The organism is Neptuniibacter sp. PT8_73 (genome assembly GCF_047778045.1).
Classification (GTDB): Bacteria; Pseudomonadota; Gammaproteobacteria; order Pseudomonadales; family Balneatricaceae; genus Neptuniibacter.
Genome location: NZ_CP180545.1, coordinates 3723278 through 3749261, shown reverse-complemented (window position 1 = coordinate 3749261; position 25984 = coordinate 3723278). Strand labels below are relative to the sequence as shown.

Annotated in this window: 24 protein-coding genes and 1 pseudogene; 20 read left to right on the top strand and 5 right to left on the bottom strand. The window is 46.0% G+C overall.

Going from position 1 to position 25984, the window contains the following annotated elements:
- Positions 1-11 precede the first annotated feature (11 nt).
- The 11 genes and pseudogenes from ACMXYN_RS17205 to ACMXYN_RS17155 all read left to right on the top strand — a co-directional run bounded on the left by ACMXYN_RS17205 (position 12) and on the right by ACMXYN_RS17155 (position 9023).
- On the top strand, positions 12-911 hold the full coding sequence (locus ACMXYN_RS17205; protein ID WP_415892838.1) for an ExeA family protein: 900 nt from the start codon (positions 12-14) through the stop codon (positions 909-911).
- Complete coding sequence (locus tag ACMXYN_RS17200; RefSeq protein WP_415892837.1) at positions 911-2350, top strand: tetratricopeptide repeat protein; 1440 nt, start codon at positions 911-913, stop codon at positions 2348-2350. The genes ACMXYN_RS17205 and ACMXYN_RS17200 overlap by 1 nt, the downstream gene beginning before the upstream one ends.
- Positions 2351-2364: 14 nt before the next feature.
- Complete coding sequence (locus ACMXYN_RS17195; RefSeq protein ID WP_415892836.1) at positions 2365-4140, top strand: GspE/PulE family protein; 1776 nt, start codon at positions 2365-2367, stop codon at positions 4138-4140.
- 17 nt (positions 4141-4157) lie between these two features.
- Positions 4158-5384 carry a type II secretion system F family protein gene (locus ACMXYN_RS17190; RefSeq protein ID WP_415892835.1) on the top strand — a complete coding sequence of 409 codons (1227 nt, stop codon included), beginning with the start codon at positions 4158-4160 and terminating at the stop codon, positions 5382-5384.
- Positions 5385-5396: 12 nt separating this feature from the next.
- A pseudogene (locus ACMXYN_RS17185) lies at positions 5397-5450 on the top strand (hypothetical protein); the annotation flags it as partial.
- Between the two features lie 15 nt (positions 5451-5465).
- Complete coding sequence (locus ACMXYN_RS17180; protein WP_415894517.1) at positions 5466-5906, top strand: hypothetical protein; 441 nt, start codon at positions 5466-5468, stop codon at positions 5904-5906.
- Between the two features lie 73 nt (positions 5907-5979).
- Positions 5980-6516, top strand: coding sequence for a Tfp pilus assembly protein FimT/FimU (locus ACMXYN_RS17175; protein ID WP_415892834.1), 537 nt, complete (start codon positions 5980-5982; stop codon positions 6514-6516).
- 13 nt (positions 6517-6529) lie between these two features.
- Complete coding sequence (locus tag ACMXYN_RS17170) at positions 6530-7144, top strand: Tfp pilus assembly protein FimT/FimU (protein WP_415892833.1); 615 nt, start codon at positions 6530-6532, stop codon at positions 7142-7144.
- Positions 7125-7685: a prepilin-type N-terminal cleavage/methylation domain-containing protein gene (locus ACMXYN_RS17165; protein ID WP_415892832.1), complete on the top strand. Its 561-nt coding sequence runs from the start codon at positions 7125-7127 to the stop codon at positions 7683-7685. Before ACMXYN_RS17170 ends, ACMXYN_RS17165 begins: the two co-directional genes overlap by 20 nt.
- On the top strand, positions 7685-8569 hold the full coding sequence (locus tag ACMXYN_RS17160; RefSeq protein ID WP_415892831.1) for a type II secretion system protein J: 885 nt from the start codon (positions 7685-7687) through the stop codon (positions 8567-8569). The genes ACMXYN_RS17165 and ACMXYN_RS17160 overlap by 1 nt, the downstream gene beginning before the upstream one ends.
- A complete protein-coding gene (locus tag ACMXYN_RS17155; RefSeq protein ID WP_415892830.1) occupies positions 8559-9023 on the top strand; it encodes a hypothetical protein in 465 nt (154 codons plus the stop codon). The genes ACMXYN_RS17160 and ACMXYN_RS17155 overlap by 11 nt, the downstream gene beginning before the upstream one ends.
- A 24-nt stretch (positions 9024-9047) precedes the next feature.
- On the opposite strand, the gene pyrE is transcribed toward ACMXYN_RS17155, so the two are convergent.
- Positions 9048-9689, bottom strand: coding sequence for an orotate phosphoribosyltransferase (gene pyrE, locus ACMXYN_RS17150; RefSeq protein WP_415882844.1), 642 nt, complete (start codon positions 9687-9689; stop codon positions 9048-9050).
- Positions 9690-9864: 175 nt separating this feature from the next.
- On the opposite strand from pyrE, the gene ACMXYN_RS17145 reads away from it, so the two are divergent.
- Complete coding sequence (locus tag ACMXYN_RS17145; RefSeq protein WP_415882843.1) at positions 9865-10635, top strand: exodeoxyribonuclease III; 771 nt, start codon at positions 9865-9867, stop codon at positions 10633-10635.
- 57 nt (positions 10636-10692) lie between these two features.
- Here ACMXYN_RS17145 and rph read toward each other — a convergent pair whose 3' ends face one another.
- Positions 10693-11463, bottom strand: a complete 771-nt coding sequence (rph, locus tag ACMXYN_RS17140) for a ribonuclease PH (protein WP_415882842.1) — start codon at positions 11461-11463, stop codon at positions 10693-10695.
- Positions 11464-11564: 101 nt separating this feature from the next.
- Here rph and ACMXYN_RS17135 point away from each other — a divergent pair, with 101 nt between their 5' ends.
- Both ACMXYN_RS17135 and ACMXYN_RS17130 read left to right on the top strand, forming a co-directional pair.
- Positions 11565-12428, top strand: a complete 864-nt coding sequence (locus tag ACMXYN_RS17135; RefSeq protein ID WP_415886253.1) for a YicC/YloC family endoribonuclease — start codon at positions 11565-11567, stop codon at positions 12426-12428.
- A gap of 63 nt (positions 12429-12491) precedes the next feature.
- On the top strand, positions 12492-14546 hold the full coding sequence (locus ACMXYN_RS17130) for an acyltransferase family protein (protein WP_415892829.1): 2055 nt from the start codon (positions 12492-12494) through the stop codon (positions 14544-14546).
- A gap of 61 nt (positions 14547-14607) precedes the next feature.
- On the opposite strand, the gene ACMXYN_RS17125 is transcribed toward ACMXYN_RS17130, so the two are convergent.
- Positions 14608-15990, bottom strand: a complete 1383-nt coding sequence (locus ACMXYN_RS17125; RefSeq protein ID WP_415892828.1) for a peptidoglycan DD-metalloendopeptidase family protein — start codon at positions 15988-15990, stop codon at positions 14608-14610.
- Between the two features lie 200 nt (positions 15991-16190).
- Between ACMXYN_RS17125 and gmk the strand changes: the two genes are divergently transcribed.
- The 3 genes from gmk (at position 16191) to ACMXYN_RS17110 (ending at position 19383) form a co-directional block, all read left to right on the top strand.
- Positions 16191-16805, top strand: a complete 615-nt coding sequence (gene gmk, locus ACMXYN_RS17120) for a guanylate kinase (protein ID WP_415892827.1) — start codon at positions 16191-16193, stop codon at positions 16803-16805.
- A gap of 60 nt (positions 16806-16865) precedes the next feature.
- Positions 16866-17078, top strand: coding sequence for a DNA-directed RNA polymerase subunit omega (gene rpoZ / locus ACMXYN_RS17115; RefSeq protein WP_415892826.1), 213 nt, complete (start codon positions 16866-16868; stop codon positions 17076-17078).
- A gap of 169 nt (positions 17079-17247) precedes the next feature.
- The gene (locus ACMXYN_RS17110) at positions 17248-19383 is read left to right on the top strand and encodes a RelA/SpoT family protein (RefSeq protein WP_415892825.1); all 2136 of its coding nucleotides are present in this window, start codon (positions 17248-17250) and stop codon (positions 19381-19383) included.
- A 28-nt stretch (positions 19384-19411) separates the two neighbouring features.
- Here ACMXYN_RS17110 and ggt read toward each other — a convergent pair whose 3' ends face one another.
- The gene (gene ggt, locus ACMXYN_RS17105; RefSeq protein WP_415892824.1) at positions 19412-21166 is read right to left on the bottom strand and encodes a gamma-glutamyltransferase; all 1755 of its coding nucleotides are present in this window, start codon (positions 21164-21166) and stop codon (positions 19412-19414) included.
- A 117-nt stretch (positions 21167-21283) separates the two neighbouring features.
- Between ggt and ACMXYN_RS17100 the strand changes: the two genes are divergently transcribed.
- On the top strand, positions 21284-22591 hold the full coding sequence (locus tag ACMXYN_RS17100; protein WP_415892823.1) for an HDOD domain-containing protein: 1308 nt from the start codon (positions 21284-21286) through the stop codon (positions 22589-22591).
- Positions 22592-22663: 72 nt separating this feature from the next.
- On the opposite strand, the gene ACMXYN_RS17095 is transcribed toward ACMXYN_RS17100, so the two are convergent.
- Entirely contained in the window at positions 22664-24598 is a 1935-nt protein-coding gene (locus tag ACMXYN_RS17095; RefSeq protein ID WP_415894512.1) for an ATP-binding cassette domain-containing protein, read from the bottom strand.
- Positions 24599-24620: 22 nt separating this feature from the next.
- Between ACMXYN_RS17095 and ACMXYN_RS17090 the strand changes: the two genes are divergently transcribed.
- A complete protein-coding gene (locus ACMXYN_RS17090; protein WP_415892822.1) occupies positions 24621-25121 on the top strand; it encodes a TIGR02444 family protein in 501 nt (166 codons plus the stop codon).
- 137 nt (positions 25122-25258) lie between these two features.
- Complete coding sequence (locus ACMXYN_RS17085) at positions 25259-25975, top strand: FKBP-type peptidyl-prolyl cis-trans isomerase (protein ID WP_415892821.1); 717 nt, start codon at positions 25259-25261, stop codon at positions 25973-25975.
- Positions 25976-25984: the final 9 nt, after the last annotated feature.

Here is a 25984-nt window from a genome sequence, read left to right as displayed (position 1 = left end):
AGGAGTGCTGGATGTACACTGAACATTTTGGTCTGAGTGAACTGCCGTTCACTCTGACACCAAACACGCATTTCTTTTTAAATATGCCAACGCATCATGAAGCGTTGAACTTAATTATGGTCGCCCTTGCCGGCGGGGATGGCTTTGTAAAAGTGGTTGGCGAAGTTGGTACAGGTAAAACCCTGCTTTGCCGTAAGCTACTGAATGCGTTGGAAGGTGACGAATATGTCACGGCTTATATTCCAAACCCTTATCTAAGTCCCGATGAATTCCATAAGAGCTTTGCTCAAGAGATTGGTTTAGATGTTTCGGGTGTCGAACACTTTGATCTGTTGAATGCGATTAACCACAAATTGATCGAGCTTGCTCAAACGGGTCGTAAAGTGGTGTTACTGGTCGATGAAGCGCAAGCCATTCCGGAAGAAACAATTGAGGCATTACGCTTACTTACTAACCTAGAGACCGAATCTGCAAAGTTGTTTCAGGTAGTGCTGTTCGGTCAGCCGGAACTGGATGAACTATTGGGTAAAAAGTCTTTGCGGCAGTTGTTGCAGCGAATCACCTTTAGTTATGAGCTCAGCCATCTGGATAGCGAAGCGGTAGAGCATTACATTGATCAGCGTGTTCAGCGAGCAGGTTTTCAGGGGATGTCTCTGTTTAAGCGTGATGCTGCAAAAAAAATTGCCCAAGCGTCAGGGGGTACTCCGCGTTTGATCAATATTTTGAGTCATAAATCGCTGATGGCCGCCTACGGTAAAGGCGACCTTAAAGTTGATGGCAGTCATGTTTCTAGAGCGATTGATGATACCCAAGGTATCTCCATTCCGAAAAACCCACAGCCATTAATCTGGGGACTTGTTGGTTTACTGTTTGCGGCAACAGCTACCTTCGTTTACTTGGGTATTAACTAGTGAGCTTAGTTAACGATATGCTCAGGGATCTGGAACAGCGCAATGAACGCCCTGCCAGTGTTCCTGGTAATCAGTCGAGTGTTAAGGCTGCTCAATTTGTTGAGGCGGATAAGCCCAATAACTTGCCGCGATTATTTTTATGGGTAATCGGGGTGAGTGCGTTGTTAATGACTGCTTGGCTGCTTTGGCAAGATCAGTCTTCGTCGCCTGCGGTTGTTAATAATGACGTTCAATCAGCCCCATCTTTAGGAAAAACTACAGATCAGCCTATAACCCAAGCGGTTGTGCCAACTCCAGCTACGACTGTCGTTGCGGAGCCTAAAGTAGAACCTATTGAGCCAAGTCGTGCTGTTATTACTGAGATAAAGTGGGCTGGGACGAATCAAGGTGGAGATCTTGTTGTTCGTCTAGATGGTTCTGCTGATGTCCAAGTGGTCAGCCAAAATAAAAATGTAATCGTTATCGCTTTTGATGATGCGATCATACAGACAGCAGTGCCTCGCGTCAGTAATGGCTTAGTAAAACGCGTAGACCTTAATAGCGAATCCGATCGTGCTTTACTTACCGTAACAACTCAGCGCGATAGTCTGTTCGCCTTCCGGGTCCAACAAGCACCGACAACACTAGTTTTAGGTGTGATGGCTAAAGAGCCAAGTGTTAAACCTGTAGAAAGGGCTACTGTGACAGAAGTGGCTTCTGAAGACAGTAATTCAGAAGAGCAAACTGAAGTACCTGAGCAAGTAGAAGAGGTTGTCAAAAAGCCTAACGGGATTAAATCGGGAGAAGAGTTACAAGTTGCGCACCCAAACGATGCGATGGTTGAAAAGACCCGGCCAAGTAAACCTGTCACTAAAGCAACGGTAAAACTGTCGGATCAGCAGTCTGCTGATCGAGCTAGACGTTTGATAAATCAAGGTAAGCTGGCTGATGCAGAAACCTTATTACTGAAAAGCATAGCGGGGCAGTCAACCAAATCTCTAGCGTCGAGGCGTTTATTGGCGACGCTGTATTTGTCGACTAATAATCAATCCAAAGCAGAGCGTTTATTGTCTGATAGTTTAGCGTTATTTCCATCGGATGCCGCTTTGCGCAAGCTTCAGGCTCGTATTTGGCTAACCTCAGGCCAGCAGGCTCAAGCAGCTTCCTTACTGGAAAAAGATAAGCCTGCGATGAATCAAGATGCTGAGTTCTATGAATTATTGGCGAGTGCGTACCAGCAGGATGGCAATTACACAAAAGCTGCGCAAAATTATTATCAGCTTTTGCAATTTAACAATCAGGTGCCTCGTTGGTGGGTTGGATTGGGATATGCGTTTGAGCAATCTCAGCGCTTCCAAGATGCACGGAATGCATATCAAAGTGCAATGCAGATTCCGTCGATCGATAGTAGTTTGAAACAATATGCACAGCAGCGTATACAAGCGCTGTCTGGGCGCTAGGAGGAAGGGGCTGAATGGCTGCACCTAAAATGAAAATCCGAATTGGTGACTTGCTAGTTCAGAATGGTGTAATTACTGAACCACAGTTGATGGAAGCTTTAGGCCGCCAAAAAGAAACACGCCAAAAGCTGGGTAAAACACTGGTTACCATGGGATATGTACAGGAACAGCAGTTTTTAGAATTCCTGTCGCAGCAGCTGAATATTCCTCTGGTTGATCTAACCCATTACTCCTTTAATCAAGAAGATGTACTGCGCCTGCCGGAAACTCAGGCTCGTCGATTCCGTGCCCTAGTATTAAAAGAAGACGTTGACCACTTCTTGGTGGGTATGTCCGATCCTATGGACATCTTTGCGTTTGACGAGTTGCAAAGAGCTTTGCCAAAGCCTATTGAACAGGCGGTGGTATCAGAAGCCCAGTTACTGCAGTCCATGGATCTGCTTTATCGTAAAACCAGCGATATTGAGGACCTTGCTGATCAGCTAAACGAAGAGATCGCTGATGATGCCTTTGATCTTGCTGCGCTTACCGCAACCGATGAAGTAGATGTTCCGGTTGTTAAGTTACTGAAAAGCTTATTTGAAGACGCAGTACAGGTTGGTGCTTCCGATATCCATATTGAGCCGGACGAAAGCGTATTACGTATCCGTCAGCGTGTTGATGGCGTGTTGCATGAGCACGTAATGAAAGAGAAACGTATCTCTTCTGCATTGGTACTCAGATTAAAGCTAATGGCGTCTCTGAATATTTCGGAGAAGCGTCTACCGCAAGATGGTCGCTTTAACATCAATGTTTCTGGTCATAGCGTTGATGTTCGTATGTCTACTTTGCCAATTCAGTTCGGTGAGTCGGTAGTAATGCGTCTACTTGACCAATCCGGCGGAATTATCGGTTTAGATAAGGTTGGCTTGCCAGATCATATGCTGCCGCGTTTACGTAAGATGATTAATGAGCCTCACGGTATCTTATTGGTAACAGGTCCTACCGGTAGTGGTAAGACAACCACTTTGTATGGCGCATTGAATGAACTAAACAGTCATCAGAAAAAGATCATTACCGTAGAAGATCCGGTCGAGTACCGCCTACCACGTATTAATCAGGTGCAGGTGCAGCCGAATATTGGTTTGGATTTCTCCACGGTATTACGTGCAACCTTGCGTCAGGACCCGGATATTCTTTTGGTTGGTGAGATTCGAGATAAAGAGACCGCAGAGATTGCATTGCGAGCTGCAATGACAGGTCACTTTGTACTGTCGACCTTACACACCAATGATGCCGTATCCAGTGCCATGCGTTTGACAGATATTGGTATTGAAGGCTATCTAGCTGCGTCTGCGTTGAATGGCATTCTAGCGCAGCGTTTAGTACGAAAAATTTGTGATAACTGTAGCCAGCACTACCATCCAACGGGTCAAGAACAGTTGTGGCTAAACGAACGTCAGGAAGAACTAGGCCTCGATGATATCGAATTGAAAAAAGGCCGCGGTTGTACCTACTGTAATAATACGGGTTACAAAGGCCGAACCGGTATTTTTGAGCTGTTAGAGATCAATGATGCCATGGCTGATGCATTAAGACGTGATGACAGTTCTGCGTTCACTGTGGCAGCGAAAACAGATCCTCACTATAAACCGCTAGTTTATAGTGCATTAGATCTGGCGATAGCGGGCGTTACTTCTCTTGAGGAAGTATTCCGAGTGACAGAACAGTTGGATGAATCGATGTATCTTGATGCACCATCTGTTGAAGACGCACCAGCACAACCTAGTTCCGGTTTTGAACTGGAATAAGCGAACGAGATAAACCTATGGCGATATACAGTTATCGAGGACGAAACCGCGAAGGTGTTGAAGTGAATGGCCAGCTTGAAGCTGGTACATCGTCTTTGGCTGCATCGCAGTTAAATGCCGATGGTATCATCCCAATTACGATTAAAGTCGCTGAAAAGGTCGTTGAGAAAAAGGGTAGTAAAGAGGTCCAGATAAAACTATTCCAGAAGATCTCTCTGGATGAATTGATCATGTTTAGTCGGCAGATGTATAGCTTAACCAAAGCGGGTGTGCCAATTACCCGAGCCATGCGTGGTTTGGCTAATACAGTGACAAACCCTTTGCTGACAGAAACACTTTCGCAGTTGGCGGATGATCTTGAAAAGGGTCATGCACTGTCTTCGGCCTTAGCCAAACACCCTAAGGTCTTTAATGAGCTGTATATCAGCATGATCCACGTAGGTGAAAATACCGGTCAGTTGGATGATGCGTTTAGACAAATGGCTGCCTACCTCGAGTTGGAAAGGCAGACAGTTAAAAATATTAAACAAGCAACTCGGTATCCGTTGTTTGTCTTGATTGCTATCTCTGCTGCTGTAGCCATTATTAATATCTTTGTAATCCCTGCTTTTAAATCTGTATTCGAAAGCTTCGGTGGTGAAATTCCTTGGCAGACACAAGCGTTAATTACACTCTCTGATTTTACGGTGGATTGGTGGTACGCCATTCTTATCGGAATCAGTCTGGGTGTGTTTGCTTTCTATCGGTGGAAGCGAACAGAAAAAGGCCACATGACGTGGGATCGAAGAAAACTGAAGTTTCCTATTGTCGGGCCGATATTCTACAGAGTGATCCTCGGTAGGTTCTCTCGTACTTTCAGTATCGTTTTGAAAGCAGGTGTGCCTATAGAACAAGGATTATCGATCGTTGCTAACGCGGTTGGCAATCGTTATATAGGAAAAAAAGTTGCGGGTATGCGCCAGGGGATTGAACGCGGTGAGTCCTTTACTCAAACTGCTCATCAGACGGAAATGTTCAGCCCTCTAGTGATGCAGATGTTAGCGGTCGGTGAAGAAACTGGTCGAGTAGATCAGATGCTTGAAGAGGCCGCAGGTTTTTACGAACAGGAAGTTGAGTACGATCTGAAGAACTTAACCAGTGCTATCGAACCTATTTTGATTATCGCAATAGGGGCTATGGTATTGGTCTTGGCCTTAGGTGTGTTCCTGCCATTGTGGGAGTTAAGTACTACCATTAATGGTTAGGGAGGATAAAAATTGCAACGGAGATGTAGTGGTTTTTCGCTATTGGAACTAACGGTTTCAATTTTTATCATAACGGTGTTAATGGCATTTGCACTGCAACGATTGGAACTGCTGATAGAAGATGTCGAGCGTGTTTCATTTGAAGGTAGTCGCGATAATATTCAGGCGCAGATAACGCTAAAAGTCGCCTACTGGTTTGCAGAGCAACAGGTCGTTTCGCCCGATGATATTGCCAAGCAAAATCCGGTAGATTTTATACAGCACAAACCATCGAACTATGCCGGCGAAATGACCTATAGTGATCTGCTGAATGCAGAAGGGGAGCGTTGGTATTTTGTTACGGATAAGCGTTGGTTGGTTTATAAGGCTAAACGCACTGACAACTTAGAAAACAAATTTATGCAGGCTGATTTAATTCCTTTTAGGATCGAGATTCGTTTGCAAAATGGCGCCTCTAAAACAGGATTGGCCACTGCGGCAACTCTAAAGCCGTTATATAAGTTTGATTGGCAAGCAGATTAACTATACAACTGAGTGCTAATTTGTTAAAAATCAAATAATTGCAAACATAATAAACCCAGGAGCAAAGAGTTCCATGAAAAAGCAAGCTGGTTTTACAATCATTGAATTAGTCGTAGTGATTGCTCTGTTGGGCATTTTGGCTGCGGTTGCGTTACCACGATTTATTAATGTTACAGGCGATGCACATAATGCAGCTGTAAGAGGTACTGCAGGTGGTTTTGCTGCAGGTGTTGCTTTAGCAAAAGCTAGAGCTGTAGTAGACAATGCTGCATCGGGAGCATCAGTTCAGTTAGATGGTAATATAAGTGTTGTTGTGAACAATACAGGCTACCCTGTTGCCGAAGATGGCTCGCCTCCTGCTAACCTAGCCGTTCTTCAAGCAGCTGACTGTGTGGAAGTTTGGGATAGTGTATTACAAGGTAATCGTCCAGTGGCTTCTACAGGCGCTCCAGCACCAGGTAATGGTATTGACTATCAAGCTGCTGGCGGTGGTCCTAATTGTACGTTTACGTATAGCACTCAAAACACAGCAGTTGATCCAGCTGTTGATCGCGTAATTACTTACAACTCTGAGAACGGTAACGTTGATGTTACTGGTACCGATCAATAAGTAGAAAGTCCTTATGAGCAGTAACGGTCCTGATCTATCTAGGCAATGCTGCTCTAAATCTCGCCAGCGTGGTTTTACGCTGGTCGAGATTGCTGTTGTTATCGTGCTGCTGGGTATTCTCTCAGCTGTTGCTATCCCTCGAATTGGTAATGTTGCTCGTTACGATGAACTAGCGTTGCGCAGTGCCATCATGGGTTCGCTGCGTTTAGCGCAAAAAGCCGCTTTAGCGCAGCATGCCTCTTCCGTTTATTGGGTGTTAGAACGCTCTTCTAATACTCAATGGCAGATTTCTTTGTTGATTGACGCTGACACTTCAGATGCAACACCACCTACAAGCATTACCCCTCCCGCGCTCAATGCTGAGATCACGGCGAATACGGTCTTATCCTACACTGCGTCCTTAGTATCGGGCTCAGAATCTGGCAGTCTGTCATCTGGGCAAAACCTAGTGGTGATGTATAACCAACTGGGCGACATGATCCGAGTTGATAACAATGTTGTTCTAAATTCTGCTGCTAGCTTTCCTGATGACAGTCAAGAGGTTGATAGCAGTCTGCAATTTACCGATGACAATGGCGACTATTGTCTTTCACTGACAGGGTATACTTATGAAACGACCTGTCGCTGAACGAGGCTTCTCATTAGTTGAAGTAGTCATCACTATTGTGATTATTGCCATAGCTCTCACAGCAGCTATAGCAGGTTGGGGCACCATTGCCCGCCATAGTGCTGATGTCATGTGGCAAACTAAAGTGTCCTATCTTGGGCAGGCTTACCTCGAAGAAATTTTGTCACGCCGCTACGATGAACTTACCCCTTTAGGTGGTAGCCCTCCTTGTGACCCTTGTACACCCGAAGCTCAATTTGGCGTGAATGCAGGTGCGCCGATTACCAGTAAAGATGGTGAATCCCGTGAAGAGTTTGATGATGTCGATGACTATCATGGCTTAACGGAGAATGCGGTTGGTTTATTCAATGCGCTTGTAACACCGGGCGGAATTCAGCCTTACGAAGGATATGAAGTCTCTGTTCAGGTGACTTATGTCGGAAGCAGCTATTTCTCAGGTTCTGATTCTGAGTTAGTCAAACAAGTTATCGTTACCGTTACGCCTCCAGCAAATACGGGGCAGAGCCCTGTGGTGTTTAGTGCTTTGCGGGGTAACTACTGATGCGTCGTCAAAGCGGTTTTACACTGATTGAATTAATTGTCGTTATTACCTTGTTGGGGATTATCTCTCTGGTAACCGTAGGCTTTATTACTTCAACCATGCAAGGCTATGCGGATCTGACGCGGCGTGATCAGCTTTCATCTGCGGCACGAGTTGCGGTTGAACGTATGGCGCGAGAGATAAGAAACGCACTACCGAATAGTATCCGTGTCGGTGATTCAGGGAATTGTTTAGAGTTTATTCCTGCTTTGGCGGCCTCTCGATATATCTCTGTGCCGCTTACGGCTGTTTCGGCATCGTCAGCATTTAGCTCAGTACCTTTTGCTACATCGCCTGATCTCGGCCGTGTTGCTGTATACCCTATAGATACCAATACAGTAGATGAACCTGGCAGACCTGCAGGGCAAAACCCAATTTACGATCTGGATAGCTGGTCGATTATCTCACCTATGATCAGTGTCAGTAGTGCATTGGCTTCAGGATCGGGTACGGTGGATGTATTATTAACCTCTACCCACCGTTTTCCTGCGGATTCACCTTCAAAACGTTACTTTATTGTTGATGAGCCGGTGAGTTTTTGTGTGGTGGGGAGTGACCTCTATCGTTTTCAGGGAGTAAGTGGTAGCGCTTACACTTATGCGATTACCCAGCCTACAGGCGCTACTTTATTTGCCAATCTAGCAGAGCCACAGGAAGCGCTGCTAGCCAGTGATGTTGTAAGCCCGGCGGATAACGATGCCTTTACCTACAGTGAAGCGACATTGCTGCGTAACGGCATTGTTCTGTTTGATCTGTTTGTAGAGGATCAGGTACTAACCAGCAGGGATACGACACGAGAAAGTATCCGAGTTCAATTTGAGGTGCAGGTGAGAAATGTCCCATAAACTGCCTGTAGTCGCACTGAAATCTAAACAGCGTGGGTTGGGCCTTATCTCGGCTATCTTCGTGATCACCGTGTTAGCGGTCATCATTGCCGGTATGAGCCGTTTCTTTGCGCTTAGCCAAGATGTGACGGCGCAAGAATTTCTTGGTGCTAGGGCGATTACAGCAGCGCAAACGGGGATAGAGTTAGAACTAACCTGTTTAGGTAACGGCGCATCTGGCTGTGTGGCTTCAGCTGCAGTCGGGAGCCCTCCAGCACAAGTTGATTATTGGCCAGGGCCCGCCGCCAGCGACACCTTTAATATCAATGGTCTGCAAGGGTGTCGATCAGAAGTGTTTTATCGGACAGTGACATCGCCAGAAGGTGATTTCTGGACAATCGATAGCACGGGCTACTGTGGTGGTACTGGTTTGGATGGTGCTTCGAGGAAGGTCGTGATCAGAGCTGCCCAGTAAAGAGCAGCTCCGTTAAAGCAAAACTTAGATACCGTATTCGTCGCGGTATTTACGAATCGCTTCAAGTTCAGTTGCCATATCGCCTTTTTCAGTCAGGTAATCAATCAGATCACCTAGACTAACGATGCTGATTACTGGCATGTTGTAGTCGCGCTCTACTTCTTGAATCGCAGATAGCTCGCCTTTACCTTTCTCTTGACGGTTAAGTGCAATTACAACGCCAGCAGGTTTTGCACCCGCTTGATCGATGATCTCCATTACTTCACGAATCGCTGTGCCTGCAGTGATTACATCATCGATGATCATCACGCCACCTTCTAGAGGTGCACCTACAAGGCTACCGCCTTCACCGTGAGTTTTCGCTTCTTTACGGTTGAATACGTAAGGAACATCATCACCGTGCTGATCAGATAGGGCTACCGCTGTTGTTGCTGCTAGCGGAATACCTTTGTACGCAGGGCCAAGCAGTACATCATAGTTCACGCCAGAGTCTTTGATCGCCTGAGCGTAAAAGCGGCCAAGCTTAGCTAGCGCAGTACCTGTGTTGAAAAGACCGGCATTGAAAAAATAAGGGCTAGTACGGCCAGATTTAAGCGTGAACTCGCCAAAACGTAGTACGTTCTGTTCGATAGCAAACTCAATAAACTCGCGCTGGTAATCCTGCATGGCAAACTCCGCTGGGAAAGGGGTAAAAATTTTGCGGCTATTCTACCAGCCGAAGCACAGAGTCTCCATTGTTCAACGAACACTCAAAAAATTTCAATTTGCTTAACTTCCCTATACAATTCGAGCAATCGCTAAAAATAATAGATAAGTCTGATAACGGACAGGAACACCTTCTATGCGCGTCATCACATTCAATGCTCAAGGTATTGAACAAGCTACTGAAAACGGTTTTTTTGACTGGATGGTCCGTCAAGATGCTGATGTTGTTTGCTTGCAGGATCTGCGGGCGAAAGAATATCAACTTGATGACGAACGCTACCACCCAGAAGGTTATCACTCATACTTCTTTGATGCCTGGGAAGATGGCTACAGTGGCGTAGCTATATACAGCCGTACCATTCCTAAAGCGATTATGACAGGTTTGGGTTTCGAGTTGTGTGATCAGCACGGCCGTTTTATTCAAGCGGACTTTGATGATGTCAGTGTTGGCTCATTCTGCCTGCCTTCTGGTTTGAAAGGTGAAGAGGCTCAAAAGCAGAAAGAAGACTTTATGGTCGACTTTATCGGTCACCTAAATAAAACCCTGCGTAAGCGTAGAGAGTTTATCTTCTGTGGTACGACCAACATTGCCCACAAGCCAGTCGATCTGAGTAACTGGTACGCTAACCAGACGGTTTCCGGCTTTCTGCCGCAAGAGCGTGAGTGGATGGCCGAGATCTTTGACGAGATGGGCTATATTGATGCTTTCCGTCAGATCAACAAAGCGGAACGTCAATTCAGCTGGTGGCCTGATTACAACCGTGCCCGTAAGTTGAACGAAGGTGCACGCTTGGATTATCAGATCACCTCAGCTAGCCTGCGTAAGACCGTTAAAAATGCGCAGATCTATCGTGATCAGATGTTCAGTGAACACGCGCCAATCATCATCGATTACGATTTTGATTAAGACGATTTAGAAAACAAAAAAGGAGCCGGTAGGCTCCTTTTTTAATGGGCTGAAGGTTTATTCAGCCAAAGCTTTTTGCTGCAGATCGATCAGCTCAGAGATACCTTTGCGTGCTAGATCCAACATCGCGTTCAACTCGTCCTGAGTATAAGGCGCGCCTTCAGCGGTACCTTGCACTTCGATAAAGCCGCCATCACCGGTCATGATCACGTTCATATCGGTTTCAGCTTTGCTATCTTCCGCGTAATCCAAATCTAGAACAGGCTCGCCTTCATAGATGCCTACAGACACTGCAGCGATCTTCTGCACCATTGGGTCGCCTTTCATAGCGCCGTTCTTATCTTGCTTAAGCACGTTAATCGCATCTTGAAGGGCAACATAAGCACCCGTGATGGACGCTGTACGTGTACCGCCATCCGCCTGCAAAACGTCGCAGTCTAGAGTGATCGTGTTTTCGCCTAGTTTTTTAAGGTTAAGCGCAGCACGTAGAGAACGACCGATTAGACGCTGGATCTCTACAGTACGACCGCCTTGTTTGCCTTTAGCCGCTTCACGACCGTTACGAGACGTTGTAGAACGAGGCAACATGCCGTACTCAGCAGTAATCCAGCCTTGGCCAGAACCGCGCAAGAAACGAGGCACACCGCGCTCTACAGTTGCAGTACAAAGCACCTTTGTATTACCAAACTCAACTAAAACGGAGCCTTCAGCGTGCATAGTAAAGTTACGAGTGATCTTAACTTCACGCATCTGATCATTTTCACGTCCGCTTGGGCGGTGCTTCTTAATACCAAGAGTTTGCAGCTGTTCTGAAATAGATGAACTCATGCCTGTCCTTTATCAATATTCTGGTCTGCCATAGCGTGGCACTGCCGAGCTAGGCTGTTACAATGCGAATTAATGATGCATTTTAATCGAGAATGAACAATATGACACGTAGCATGACAGCTTTTGCTCGACAGGAAGCCGAGCACGAATGGGGATCTCTAAGTTGGGAGATCCGTTCCGTTAACCATCGTTATCTGGAACCTCACCTGCGTTTACCGGAAAACCTAAAAGAGCTCGAAGGTTTTCTGCGTGAGCAGCTACGTAAAAATCTAAGCCGCGGTAAAGTTGAATGTACTCTGCGCTTCAACCCAGAAGCCAAAGTTCAACAGCTGGTGGTTAACCCAGCTTATGCACAAGAAGTTGTACAAGCAGCTGAACAGATTCAAGGAATGCTGAAAGAACATCAAGCGCTTGATCCCCTAGAACTGCTGCGCTGGCCTGGTGTATTGCAAGACACCAAGCTAGATATGGACCTAGTTAAAAAATCTGCGAAAGATCTTTTCGGTGCAGCACTTAAAGATCTAATCGAAGGCCGCGGCCGCGAAGGTGTTGAGCTCGCTACACTGATCAATCAGCGCCTAGATGCGATCAGCGAAATCGTCAAAGAAGTTCGCGAAAAGATGCCGCAAATTCTGCAAAACCAACGCGATAATTTGCATCAGCGTTTAGCGGAGCTAAAAGTAGAGCTAGATGAAGGCCGCGTTGAACAAGAGATCGCACTTCTAGCACAAAAAGCCGACGTCGATGAAGAGATGGACCGTCTAGATACACACGTACAAGAAGTACGTCGTGTCCTAAAACAAAAAGGCCCAATCGGCCGTCGCTTAGACTTCCTTATGCAGGAGCTAAACCGCGAAGCGAATACCCTATCTTCTAAATCGATTGTTGCGAGTACGACTCAGTGTGCGGTTGAGCTGAAAGTGCTAATCGAGCAGATGCGTGAGCAGATCCAGAATATAGAGTGATTTAATTTTAGAACGAATATTAAATCAGACTTTTGAAAATAGTTAGTGAGTTAAGTAGTAAGTATGCATAAACCTTCTTGTGCTAGGGCTGAAAGTGATGTTCAGTTCAAGCGTACTGAAACGAAAAGAACTCTCTCTTATGTTAAAGAGATTGATGGCCTTAGGGCCATTGCTGTTATTTCGGTAATATTATTTCATTTCAAATTTCAGTTCTTTCAAGGAGGTTTTGTTGGGGTTGATATTTTTTTTGTAATCTCAGGCTATCTGATTACGAAAAATATTCTATTAAACTTAGAGAAAGGAACCTTTGATCTTCGAAATTTCTTCTATCGGCGAGTTAGAAGACTGCTTCCAGCAGCTTTTTTTACTATCGTTATCACTGTTTTAGTATCATGTTTATTGTTCACTCCAGATGATTTGCTAAGGGCGGCGAAGTCGTCGATATTTGCTCTATTCTCGCTATCGAATTTCTTTTTCTGGTCGGAATCGGGTTATTTTGATGTTTCTTCAGATTTAAAGCCCCTTTTACATTTTTGGTCCTTGTCTGTTGAAGAACAGTTTTATTTTATATGGCCTTTTATTCTGCTGCTTTTATATAAAATTAGGCCTAATTACGGCTTTTCTATACTGTTTTTACTCGTTGTAGGTTTTTTATTTACAGTTTACGGCGAGTATTATCTTCAAAAAGACCCAGATGCTGTTTTCTTTTTAATGCCCTTTAGGATTTTAGAATTTAGCCTGGGGGCTGCTTGTATTTTACTAGAGCGGTTTGATTTTAAACGGTGGGTATATTCTTTAGGGGCCTTCCTAGGTTTGGCAATTACCTGTTTTACCATCGTCGGTTTTAACAAAGCTATGCCGTTTCCTGGCTTTAATGCAATTCTGCCTGCAGTTGGAGCCGCACTAATTATAAGTTGTCGAAAAGAAAAATGGATTCAGATAGTTTTGGGGTGTAAGCCTTTGGTCTGGATCGGTTTGATATCTTATTCGCTTTACTTAGTTCATTGGCCTATTTGGGTTTTTGTTGATTATTACGTTGGTCACGTACTACTCCCAGTTAAATTTGGTTTGCTATTTCTTTCGTTAATTTCTGCTTGGGGTTTATATAGATATATTGAGCAGCCTTTTAGATTAGGTTCTGGACATGTTTCATTACCAAAACCAAAAGCTTTCTTTCATGCTATAGGAATATTTGCTCTTTTATTGATATGCCTTTCTTCTCTAATAGTAAAGTTTGATGGGCTTTGGTTTAGAGTTGATGCTAAAAATCCTAAGGATTTTAAACTCTCTGTAAATGTAGACTTAATCGAAGATATCAAAACTTCCTTTAATACTAGGCAAACAATCTTAAAAGCTGAATTAGTTAATGAAAGGGTTTTGGTCATAGGTGATAGCCACGCTAGACATTTATATGGTGCGATGCATTTTCTATCGGATAGTTTTCAGTGGGAAGTGACATCAATGAGCCACCCAGGTTGTTTGCCTATTTTTGGAGTTAAACGCATTGTTGAAAGAGGCAATACATCTAAAGATGAATTATGTAAAAAAGCCATTTTGCAATGGGAGCAGGAGATTAGTAAAGGCTATGATGTTGTAGTGATATCCAGCCGTTGGATGTGGTTTTTTGAATCGAACAGATATGGCACTGAAACCTTTAAAAGACGCTTTTTACAGGATGAAATCGATTCTGATTATTCTTACGAACGATCTAGAGGCGTTTTTAGGGAGAGTTTACCTTTGACCATAGAGAAAATTAGAAGTTATGGGTCTAAGGTTATTGTTTTCTCGCAGCCTCCTTTAATAGGTAAGAACATAAGGGGATGTAACCTTAAACCTAAATGGGTTACCGCTGTGGGTGAAAGCTGTGAAAATAACGTCGCTTATCCAGATATTATGTCCAGATTGGAGTTCACTAATACAGTAATCTCATCCCTAGCAAGTGAAGGGGTGTTGCCAATAATTCCTTCGGATTATATCTGCGATCATTCGATGTCTAGATGTCGTACTGTAGTTGACGGGATAAATATTTATCAGGATAACAACCATCTAAGCTTTGTGGGTAGCTTCTGGTTAGGGCAAAAAATAGAAGCAAAAGTGAAGCGTTTTCTTTCTAATTAGGAATGCGTTTAACTAGCCAATAGGGCTGGATTTGTAGGAATGAGTAGAGTAAATGTGATAATTAAAGCGTACTCTGTACGCTTTTCTCATTTTTATTACTCAAAGCCAGTTGTTGCTCATTTTTAGGCTGATCTAAGCGAGCAATGTAGTCTTTAAGCTGGCGTTCGAACGCGCTCTTTTTCTTTCCTGTGAGCGATACTGCAATTGGAATTTTTGCTTTCATTGCGTTCACAGGGCGGCCGTTTTTATGTAGTTCGAAGTGCAGGTGTGCACCGGTTGAGCGGCCCGTGTTGCCGGATAAGGCGATCTTTTGACCGCGTTTAACTCGTTGGCCTTTAACTACATAGGATCTATGTAGGTGAAGGTAACGGGTTTTGTAGCTCTGACCGTGTTTGATCTCTATATAGAGGCCAGCGTATTTATGGCGAACTACACGGGTTACCACACCATCACCGGTAGTTACTACTGGCGTGCCGATTCGCATGGCGAAGTCGGTGCCGTTGTGCGGGCGGATAAGGCCGGTAACTGGATGACGACGTCTTGGATTGAAGTTGGAAGATAGGCGGTATTTGCCGTTAAACGGATAGCGTTGGAAGGCTTTCTCTAAGTTACGGCCTTTTTCGTCGTAGTAGTTATCTTCAAATAGGAATGCGCTGATGTTGTGGCGGTTCTTGATTCTGATCGCCTCAACTTTTGTGTTGCCGGTTGCTTCGCCATCAATATATTGCCGAGAAACGAGCACTTCAAACTTATCACCACGTTGGATATCACGGCGGAAGTCCACGCGTTGTTTGAGTACTTGGGTAATCGATTGTGCTTCAGCTTGAGTTAGACCCGCTTTTTTACCAGAACCGGTAAAGCTGTATTGGATCTCACCGTGGATCAGCTTGTCTTTCCAATCCCCTTCGATTCGCACTTCTTCAAACTCGAAGCTGTCGCCTTTACGGGTATAAACCACTTTGTGGGCAAGGCTGAATTGCAGCTCGAAACGCTGCAGTTTTTGATTCTGTTTTTCAAAAACTAAAGTGTGCCCCGGCATTAGGTTATCCAATGCTAGAACGTTTAAGTCGGTTTCGAGTAGTTGGTACATGGTTTTTTGAGGCAGGTGTAAGCGCTCAAAAATCTTACCCAAGGTATCGCCTTTACGAACGATGTATTGGTAACCGTTGCTGCCGGTATCAGGTACCAGCAGGGTTTCGGCGGCTGGTACGCTGTCAAAAGCCCAAGGGGCTTTTAGCTGACGAATGCTAAATTTTGGTTGCTCGAAGATCGGAGCTTCAGTGTCCACAAGGTGTTCTAAAGATAAAGGTGTGGACGAATGAGGGCGATCGCCGGAGGGTAGAAAAGCCGCCACTAGAAGCATTGCTGCTAAGGCTATAAGTGCGCGCTGGTGACGCTTGGGTAAAGCTGTTACAAAACCTGCTGAGGCTGAAATCCAGCGCATCAAAGTAAACCGTCGTACAAAGTTTGAGTCATAAGTACTTTCGATCATATAGTATTTATCGCTGAAAGGCCCGTATTTCCTCACGATTCGTAGTTTTAAATCGCTTATTTAGCCTGTTTTCATGGTGAAAAAGGGGAAAGATCTTATAATAGCCCTGCAGCAAGACGGTTTGCTGCTTCAATTTGAGTATGAGAAATCACATGGCTAAAGGCACGTTATATGTTGTTTCGGCTCCTTCGGGAGCGGGTAAAACCAGTCTCGTTAAGGCGATGCTAAAACAGGATAATGATATTGTCGTATCAGTATCCCACACCACTCGGAACATGCGTCCGGGCGAAACAAACGGTGTGGACTACAATTTCGTGTCTATGGATGAGTTCAATCAGATGATTGAAGCATCTGATTTCCTTGAATTTGCTGAAGTATTTACCAATAAGTACGGCACCTCCCAGCGTTGGGTTGAGGATCAGCTAGAGCAAGGTAAAGATGTGATCCTAGAGATCGATTGGCAGGGTGCTCAGCAGATCCGCCGTCTGATGCCTGAATGCCTGTCTATTTTCATTCTGCCTCCATCCCGTGAAGCGCTACAGGAACGCCTGACTAACCGTGGACAGGACAGTGATGATGTGATCAATCTGCGTATGTCTGAAGCGGCGAGCGAAATGAGTCATTACGGCGAGTACGATTACCTTGTGATCAACGATGATTTTGATCAGGCACTGCGTGAGTTGCACGGTGTATTCCTGTCGCAGCGTATGCAGATCGCTCAGCAACAAGAGCGTTGTCGCGAACTGTTGAGTTCTCTATTGTCATAAGCTGCATATGCAGGTAAACTGCGCGGTCTTTTTAATGTACCGAATTCTGAGGTTACCCCCATGGCACGAGTTACCGTTGAAGATTGCCTAGAAAACGTAGATAACCGTTTTCAGTTGGTTATGGTTGCTGCTAAGCGCGCACGTCAGCTTGCTACTGGCGGTAAAGAAGCAAAAGTAGAGTGGGAAAACGACAAACCAACCGTTGTTGCTCTACGTGAAATTGCAGAAGGTCACACTGACCGCTCAATTTTGGATGAAATCGAACGCGACTAAGCGTTTAGATCATCGCTACATCAAACGCCTCGCTATCATGCGGGGCGTTTGTGTTTATACTTGTTGGTAAATTCGTTAGTAATTCCTTGATTAGGTCTTTTCCTAGCAGAATGAATGCGGCATCATCAGATGTACTGTGCATTTATTTGTTTGTAGCACTGGAGGGGCAATGCCGACCATTGACGCACTTTCTCAACGCCTGAATGATTATCTGGATCTGGAGCAGATTCAGCAGGTGCGTCGTTCCTATTTTTATGCCGAACAGGCCCACGATGGTCAGAAGCGTAAAAGTGGTGAACCTTATGTAACTCACCCCCTTGCCGCTGCAAATATTCTTGCAGAACTGCGCATGGACCATCAGAGCCTGATGGCTGCCATGCTGCACGATGTTATTGAAGATACCGAGATTGCCTACGAAGGGATAGAATCCCAGTTTGGTAAAGCCGTTGCCGACATCGTTGACGGTGTATCTAAACTGACCCACCTAGAGTTTGAAACCAAAGCCGAAGCCCAAGCCAGCAACTTTCAGAAGATGGTGTTGGCGATGGCGGAAGATATCCGAGTTATTTTGGTGAAATTGGCGGACCGTCTTCACAATATGCGTACTTTGGGAGCGATGCCAGGGCACAAGCAGCGTCGTATAGCCCGCGAAACGTTGGATATCTATGCACCGATTGCCGCGCGCTTAGGTATGCGTGATGTGCAGGTGGAGTTAGAAGATCTGGCTTTCCAAGCGCATTACCCAATGCGTGCTAAGCATATCCGTCGAGCAGTGGTTCAAGCGCGTGGTCAGCGTAAAGATGTGATTAGCTCAATTCAGGAAACGATCGAAAAACGCCTCCAGAAAGAGGGGTTGAGCGGTACAGTTACCGGTCGAGAGAAACACCTTTACAGCATTTACTCCAAGATGAAGGCGCAGCGTAAGTCCTTCTCTGAGATCATGGACGTATTTGCTTTCCGTATCGTGACCGACTCGGTTGATGACTGTTACCGTACACTTGGTGCTGTGCATAACTTGTATAAGCCGGTGCACGACCGCTTTAAAGACTATATCGCGATCCCTAAAGCCAACGGCTATCAGTCACTACACACGGATCTGTTCGGTGCACGCGATATCACCATCGAGGTACAGATTCGTACCCATGAAATGGATGCAGTAGCCAATCAGGGGATTGCTGAGCATAGCCACTACAAGAACGAAGAAGAGTTAGATGCGTCTGATAGTGCATTAGGTAGCTATAAGCGCGCACGTAAATGGGTGCAAGGCTTATTAGAGATGCACCAAAGTGCCGGTAACTCGATGGAGTTTATCGATAGCGTTAAGACCGATCTGTTTCCTGATGAGGTGTATGTCTTTACGCCGCTCGGTAAGATTATGGAACTACCAAGTGGTGCGACAGCGGTCGATTTCGCCTATGCGGTCCATACCGATGTCGGTAACTCTTGCGTCTCTTGCCGTATTAATCGCCGATTAGCGCCACTATCTCAGCCGTTAGAAAACGGTCAAACCGTTGAAATTATTACCACTCCAAGTGCTCAGCCAAATATGGCATGGCTCAACTTTGTTGTCACAGGTAAAGCGCGTACAGCGATTCGCCACTACCTGAAAAATCAACAGCGTCACGAGTCTGTTGAGCTAGGCCAGCGCTTGTTAAATCAGTTCCTCGCCAATTATGGTGCAACTTTAAACGATATCGATCCGTTCAAACTGCGTGAGCTCCTCCAAGAAGCTGAATTGGATAGCATGGAAGACTTGCTAGAAGATATCGGCCTGGGCAATCGCATGGCGTATGTAGTTGCGCGTAGACTTCGCCCGGAAGAAGAGTTGCAAGTGAGTGGCGATGACGACGAGTCTAACCGCCGCCAGAAACCGATGTCGATTAAAGGTACCGAGGGTATGGTGCTGCAGTATGCGAAATGCTGTTTACCTATCCCGGGTGACTCGATTATTGGTCATATCAGTACCGGCCGTGGTTTAGTTATCCATCAGACCGATTGCCGTAATATAGGCTACCTGCGTGATGATCCAGAGAAGTGTATCTACTTGGAATGGTCAGACAACTTAGACGAAGAGTTCAGTGTTAATCTGACCGTTCAGGTTGAGTCGCACCGTGGCATTATTGCCGAGCTTGCTACTACTGCTTCCGGCATAGGCGCGGATGTTGTTGCCATTGATATTAGTGAGCACGAAGGCCAGCTAGCGAATGTCCATATGGAAGTGACAGTGACTGACCGTATTCACTTGGCGCGCGTGATGAAAAAGCTGCGTCGTTTGAAGAGTGTGAACCGTATTACACGCGACTAATGTCGTTTTTCGCAAAAGTTAGCACTAGTTATTCTCCTAGTGCTAAACCTTCCCTTCGATTATCTACCGCACTTTCCCATTCGTTTGATGGAAGACGACGGAATCCGTGTAGGCCACTATTCAGATCTCTTACCTTAATCTGATGCCCCATCGCCTCTAACGGCTGCTGCAGCTGATCTATGGGTGTACCCGCTTCAAGCTCGGTTAAGCCGTTGCGGTTACTGATATGCGGCTGATTAACGATCTTCTGCAAACTTAGATCTGAATTGAACATCAGCAGCAGGCTTTGCGCTACATAGTTGATGATACGGCTGCCGCCGGGGGAGCCAATGGCTGCATGTAGATAGCCATTCGCGTCGAATACCATAAACGGAGACATTGAACTGCGTGGACGTTTACCCGGTTGCACGCGGTTGGCAACGATCTGCCCTTTGCTAATTCCTTTAAAGGAGAAGTCCGTTAGCTGATTATTTAGCAGGAAACCACCTGCCATTAGGGTCGAGCCAAACGCCATCTCGATACTGCTGGTCATCGACACCGCATTACCCCAACGGTCGACCACCACAAAGTGAGTAGTGGAGGGGCGTTCCGGGGATTGCGCATCAACTAGGTTAGCCATCGCATGTGGAGGTTTACCTGCCTTAGCTTGGCCTAAGTCTTTATCTACCGAGATCAGTTTGGAGCGTTTTTTTAGGTAATTTGAATCGAGTAAGCCTTGTACAGGCACATCGACAAAATCACTATCGGCTAGATAACGGCCGCGGTCAGCAAAAGCGAGGCGTGATGCCTGGGTGAAGAGATGGTTAAACTCCAAGCTCTCAGGGGCAAAGGTTGCTAGGTCATGTTGCTCAAGCAGTTTCAGAATCTGCAGTACAGTGACACCGCCAGAGGTTGGCGGCGGGAAACCGCAGACTCGATACTCTTTGTAAGGTAGGCAGATCGGATCGCGTTCTTTAGCTTGGTAGCTAGCTAGGTCACTTTTATCGAGTAAGCCTGGATTATCCTTAATGGACTGCACCTTATCTGCGATCGCGGTTGCAATAGGGCCTAGATAAAACGCTTGTGTGCCGTTATCAGCGATTAACTGCAAACTGTCGGCTAACTCGGGATTAGTTCTGATAAAGCCTATCGGCAGTGGGGAACCGTCAGGGTTGTAGAAATAGTTTCTCGCTTCGCTATAGCGGTTCAGTCCTGGGTTGATGCCACTGGCGATCAGTTTATGTAAGCGCGGGCCTATAGGAAAACCTTTGCGAGATTGCTCAATAGTATCGTCAAACAGAACTTTCCAAGCTAGCTTGCCATGTTTTTCCTGCGCCACTTCCAGCATTTTTAAAACACCGGGTGTGCCAACAGAACGCCCACCGACCATGGCTTCTACCCATGGCATCGGCCTTTTATTCTTTTGGAACAATCGATAGTCTGCTTTCGCGGGTGCAGTCTCGCGGCCATCATAAGCTTTAAGCGTTTGTTGCCCCTGATCCCAATAAAGCATAAACGCGCCGCCACCGATCCCAGAAGATTGTGGCTCAACTAAGGTCAGCATAGCTTGAATAGCTACGGCAGCATCTGCGGCTGTACCGCCTTGTTGCAGAATGCTTAGGCCTGCCTGAGTAGCAAGAGGGTGTGCTGTGACTACTAAGGATTGTTGGGTTGCGATCGCTTCGCTTTGATAGAGCCCGGTAGATGATTCGGGAGCAAGATCCTCTTCCACTGCGTGAGCGGAAAGACCGAGAAGTGAGAAGATGATCAGCAATGCTTGGCTAATTTGGAGAATTATCGACATTTTTCTCATTTAAACTGATTTAAATCGTGAATTTTTGACCAAGAACTTTGCTTTCCCTATTTGTTGCTAATAATCTACCCTTTAGATTAAACCAAGACTAGGTTTGGAGAGAGTAAATTGTCAGTCGGCGTACGAGTTCTGGAAAACAGTGGCGAATTACCGCAGTTTCGCTTGGTGTTATTGCATGATGCTGAAGGTAAGGTGCTGGCTCTGCTTCCTGCGGCGTCATTACTCAATTTAGTTGCTGTCTGGAAAGAGACAGGTCGACAGCTACAGCCTGTTCGTGGCGAAGATGCGAAACGCTATTTTAGCCAAGATGCCTTAAGACATCCTGAAGGACAGAAAAAACTTTTATCTCTCAAGCTTTTGGTTTCTCCTGAAATTTTGCAGCATGATCAAGTTGAATTGATCGAGCCGCACGCTGAGCTGTGTTTTGGCGTTAGTGCTAAACAGATAGCAAAAGCTAATAGCTGTAACTTAGCGCTTACCACAGAGCAGATCGAAGCCGTACAACCGAAAGGGGATGACCGTGTTGTTATCACTCAGGCGGTTGAGCGCTTTACTGAGTTGCGAATCAAACAACGCCTTGAAGATACTTTAGGTCTTCCTTCTCTTTCTCCAACGATTAAGAAAATTATCGAGCTTCGCTCTGATCCGGAAGCGGGTGTCAGTGAGCTCGTACCGGTCGTTCGGGTTGATCCTAGTCTCTCAGCACAAGTAATGAGTTGGGCGGCATCTCCGTATTATGCTGCGCCGGGCAAAGTCAGCTCTATTGATGATGCGGTTATCCGTGTACTTGGTTTTGATCTAGTGATCAATATGGCGCTAGGTACAGCGATGGGTGAGATGCTACGTGTACCAGAAGATGGTCCACGTGGGGCAACACCTTACTGGTTACAGTCGGTTTATAACGCTGCGTTTGCTGAGCAGTTATGCCGTGCTATGCCAGAGAATGAAGATCAGCCTAAACCGGGTTTGATCTACCTATCTTCTTTGTTGCATAACTTCGGTTATCTAGTTTTAGCGCATTTGTTCCCACCGCACTTCACATTGTTATCCCGTTATATCGAGGCAAACCCACACTTTGCCCTAGATTCGGTAGAGCAGCAGGTGTTGAGTGTTACCCGCGAACAGATTGGTAGCTGGTTGCTATCAAGTTGGGAGTTGCCAGATGAGGTAACGACAGCGATTCGTCATCAGAATGAAGCTGATTATTCAGGCGAACATAGTAACTATGTCAAAGTGATGTATATGGCGAACCGTCTGCTGCGTCAGCAGGGTTTAAGTGACGGTCCTTTGGAAGAAGTTCCAGAAGAGATGTATGCAGAGCTTGGCTTAAAAGAGCCTGATGTAGCGAAAATGCTCCGCCGTTTAATGCGTAATGACGAAGATATTAAAGAGTTAACAGCGTTACTGGGTGACTAATGCCCATTAGTATCGATCTAATCTGACAGTCACCCGTTTTTCTAGTGCAACTGTCAGATTAGAGCTACAAACCTAAAGCTCGCCCAGCTCTTCCTCAAGGGCTTCCAATGCTTCCTGCTGCTCCATCCACTCTTCTTCGGTTTGCTCTGCCTGCTGTTTCAACTCCGCTTGTTGCTGCAGCAAGGTTTTGAGCTTGTCCTTGTTTTGTTCTTCGTAGATCGAACTATCACTGAGTGCCGTTTCGATCTCATCTAACTGTTCGTGCTGCTTCTCCATCGCTTTTTCTAGCTTTTCCAGCTGCTTCTTCAGTGGACGTAGCTGGTTACGACGTTCGGCGGCTAAACGTTTCTGTTCCTTACGCTCGGCTGCAGACAGGGTCTTTTTCTCTTCTGTCGCTGCAGGGGCGAACGCTTCAGCTTCGGCTTTCTGTTCGAGGCGTTTCTGTTCTAACAACCAGTTTTGGTAGTCATCTAGATCGCCTTTAAACTCTTCAACTTTGCCGTTAGCAACTAGAAGGAACTCATCAACGGTATTACGCAGCAAGTGACGGTCATGAGAGACTAGAATCAATACGCCTTCGAACGATTGCAGTGCAAGGGTCAGTGCGTGACGTACTTCCAGATCCAAGTGGTTGGTCGGTTCGTCCATCAACAGCAGATTTGGTTTCTGCCAAGCGATCATAGACAGCGCAACGCGGGCTTTCTCACCACCGGAAAAGTTATCTACAGGCTCTAATGCACGATCACCGATAAAACCGAAGGAACCAAGGAAATCACGGATCTCTTGCTCAGAGGCTTTCGGGCTGATGCGCTTGATATGTAACAGCGGTGATGCCGCCATATCGAGTGCTTCAAGCTGATGCTGGGCAAAATAGCCTATCTGTAAGTTGTCACTTTCATGGCGTTCGCCATTGCAGAGTTCCAAATCGCCTACTAAGGATTTCACTAGGGTCGACTTACCAGCACCGTTCGGGCCGAGAAGGCCGATACGCGCACCCGGGGTCAGGGTCAAAGAGGTTTTATCCAGAATAACGCTATCGTCATAGCCGCATTGTGCATCGTACAAGGTCAGCAGTGGCGACGACATTTTATCCGCAGAGCAAAACTTAAAGCTGAACGGACTATCAATGTGCGCAGGAGCGATTTTCTCCATACGCTCCAGCTCTTTGATACGGCTTTGCGCTTGTTTCGCCTTAGTGGCTTTAGCACGGAAACGGCGGACAAAATTCTCAATTTCACCAATACGTTGCTGCTGTTTCTCGAACGCAGATTGCTGCTGTGCTAGACGGTCAGCTCTCTGTATCTCGAATGCCGAGTAACCACCTTTGTATAGATTCAGCTTGTTACGCTCGATATGGGTGATATGGCTCACCACGTTATCGAGGAAATCACGGTCATGGGAGATCAGAATCAACATGCCCGGGTATTGGCGCAGCCACTGTTCCAGCCAGATCGTTGCATCCAGATCCAAGTGGTTGGTTGGCTCATCCAGAAGTAACAGGTCAGATGGGCACATCAATGCTTGAGCTAGGTTGAGACGGATTCTCCAGCCGCCTGAGAACTCTTTTACTGAACGGGTGATATCGTTGTGGCTAAAGCCTAAACCTGCGAGAAGCTGGGCTGCACGAGACTCAGCGCTATAACCGTTGTGGCTATCGAGCTCGGCATGCAGCTCGCCTAAGCGATTCATATCATGATCGGCTTCTGCTTTTACGAGCTCTTGCTGGATAGAGCGTAGCTTGTAATCACCATCTAAGACGTAGTCGAGTGCTGAGCGATCAGAGGTCGGAACCTCCTGCGCCATATGAGAGATACGCAATCCCCCCGGTAGCTCGAGGTCTCCATTATCACAGTGAAGCTCTCCGAGTAGTAGTTTAAACAGAGAGGATTTACCCGCACCATTTGCACCAACTAAGCCGACTTTCCACCCTGAGTGCAGGGTTAGATCGGCTTGTTCTAGCAATATGTTGTGGCCGCGTTGTAAGCTAACTTGCTGAAATTGAATCATGGCGGCGGATTTTAACATAGAGATGCAATTGAAAAATGACCTTTGGGACTTTGCGCTCAACTTTTATCAACAGCCGGGGATAGAGCAGAGCTGTTTAGAGTTACAGAACGAGTTTGGGTTGAGCATTAACCGACTGATCTTCGCCTGCTGGGGCGGGATACAAGGCTATGTGCTCGAATCCATTACTTGTAATGAAGCAGATCACTGGCAGCAGGAGATGACTCATCCTCTGCGTGGCATTCGTTATAAAGTGCGCGAGCGTAAGCAGCAAGGAGCGGAATATGATGCTTGTTATCAAAAATTACGTCAGGCTGAATTGGCTTGCGAGCAGGTAGAATTAGCCTTGCTTTATCAACAGGGTCTGCAGGCAGCGCAAATGCAGCCCTCTATAGAAATAATTGAAGAAAACCTGCATAGCTATTTGAAATCTCAAAAAGTGCCTATAGATAAAGATATATTGGGTGCTTTAAAACCCCTGTTAAGAGCTGCCAATTCCTACTTAGGCACGAATCATAAGGAATAGGTGGTGCAGCACTGAACTTTGCTGTTTAATCAGGGACTAATAAGGCCTGTTGTAACTTGTAGGTTTATCTCAATTGATAGGATAGCTGCCGCAAAAGGCGCGCTGATTCCAAAGAATTACAAACAAGGATATTTAGCATGAAACAAACTTTGCTGGCGGTTGCTCTAGGTGCCGCGATGGTATCTCCAATGGTTTCCGCTGCGGAACTAAAAACAGAAGAGCAGAAAGTTAGCTACAGTGTTGGTCTGATGGTTGGTGAACAGCTTAAGACGATCCCTAATGTTGATTTTGATGCGTTCCTTGAAGCTGCCAAAACAACCTATGCTGATAAAGAGCCAAAGCTTACACCTGATCAGGTGCGTGAAGTGATGACTGCTTTCCAGCAGAAACAGATGGAAGAGCAGCAAGCTAAGCAAGCAAAGCTTAGTGTTGATAACCTTGAAGCAGGTAAAAAATACCTAGCTGAGAATGGTAAGAAGAAAGGTGTTAAAACAACTGAGTCTGGTCTTCAATACGAAGAACTAACTGCAGGTACGGGTAAGTCGCCAACGGCTACCGACACGGTAAAAGTACACTACCGTGGTACGCTAATTAATGGTGAAGAGTTCGATAGCTCGTTTGCTCGTAACGAACCTATTTCTTTCCCATTGAACGGTGTAATTCCTGGTTGGACTGAAGGTCTACAGATGATCAAAGAAGGCGGTAAAGCGCGTTTGGTTATCCCTGCTGATCTAGCATACGGCCCAGGTGGTATGGGTAATGCGATTGGTCCAAATGAAACACTGATCTTTGAAGTTGAGCTTCTGGAAATTAACCCAGGTGCTAACGAATCTGCAGAAGCTGAGAAGAAGTAATTACGTTTC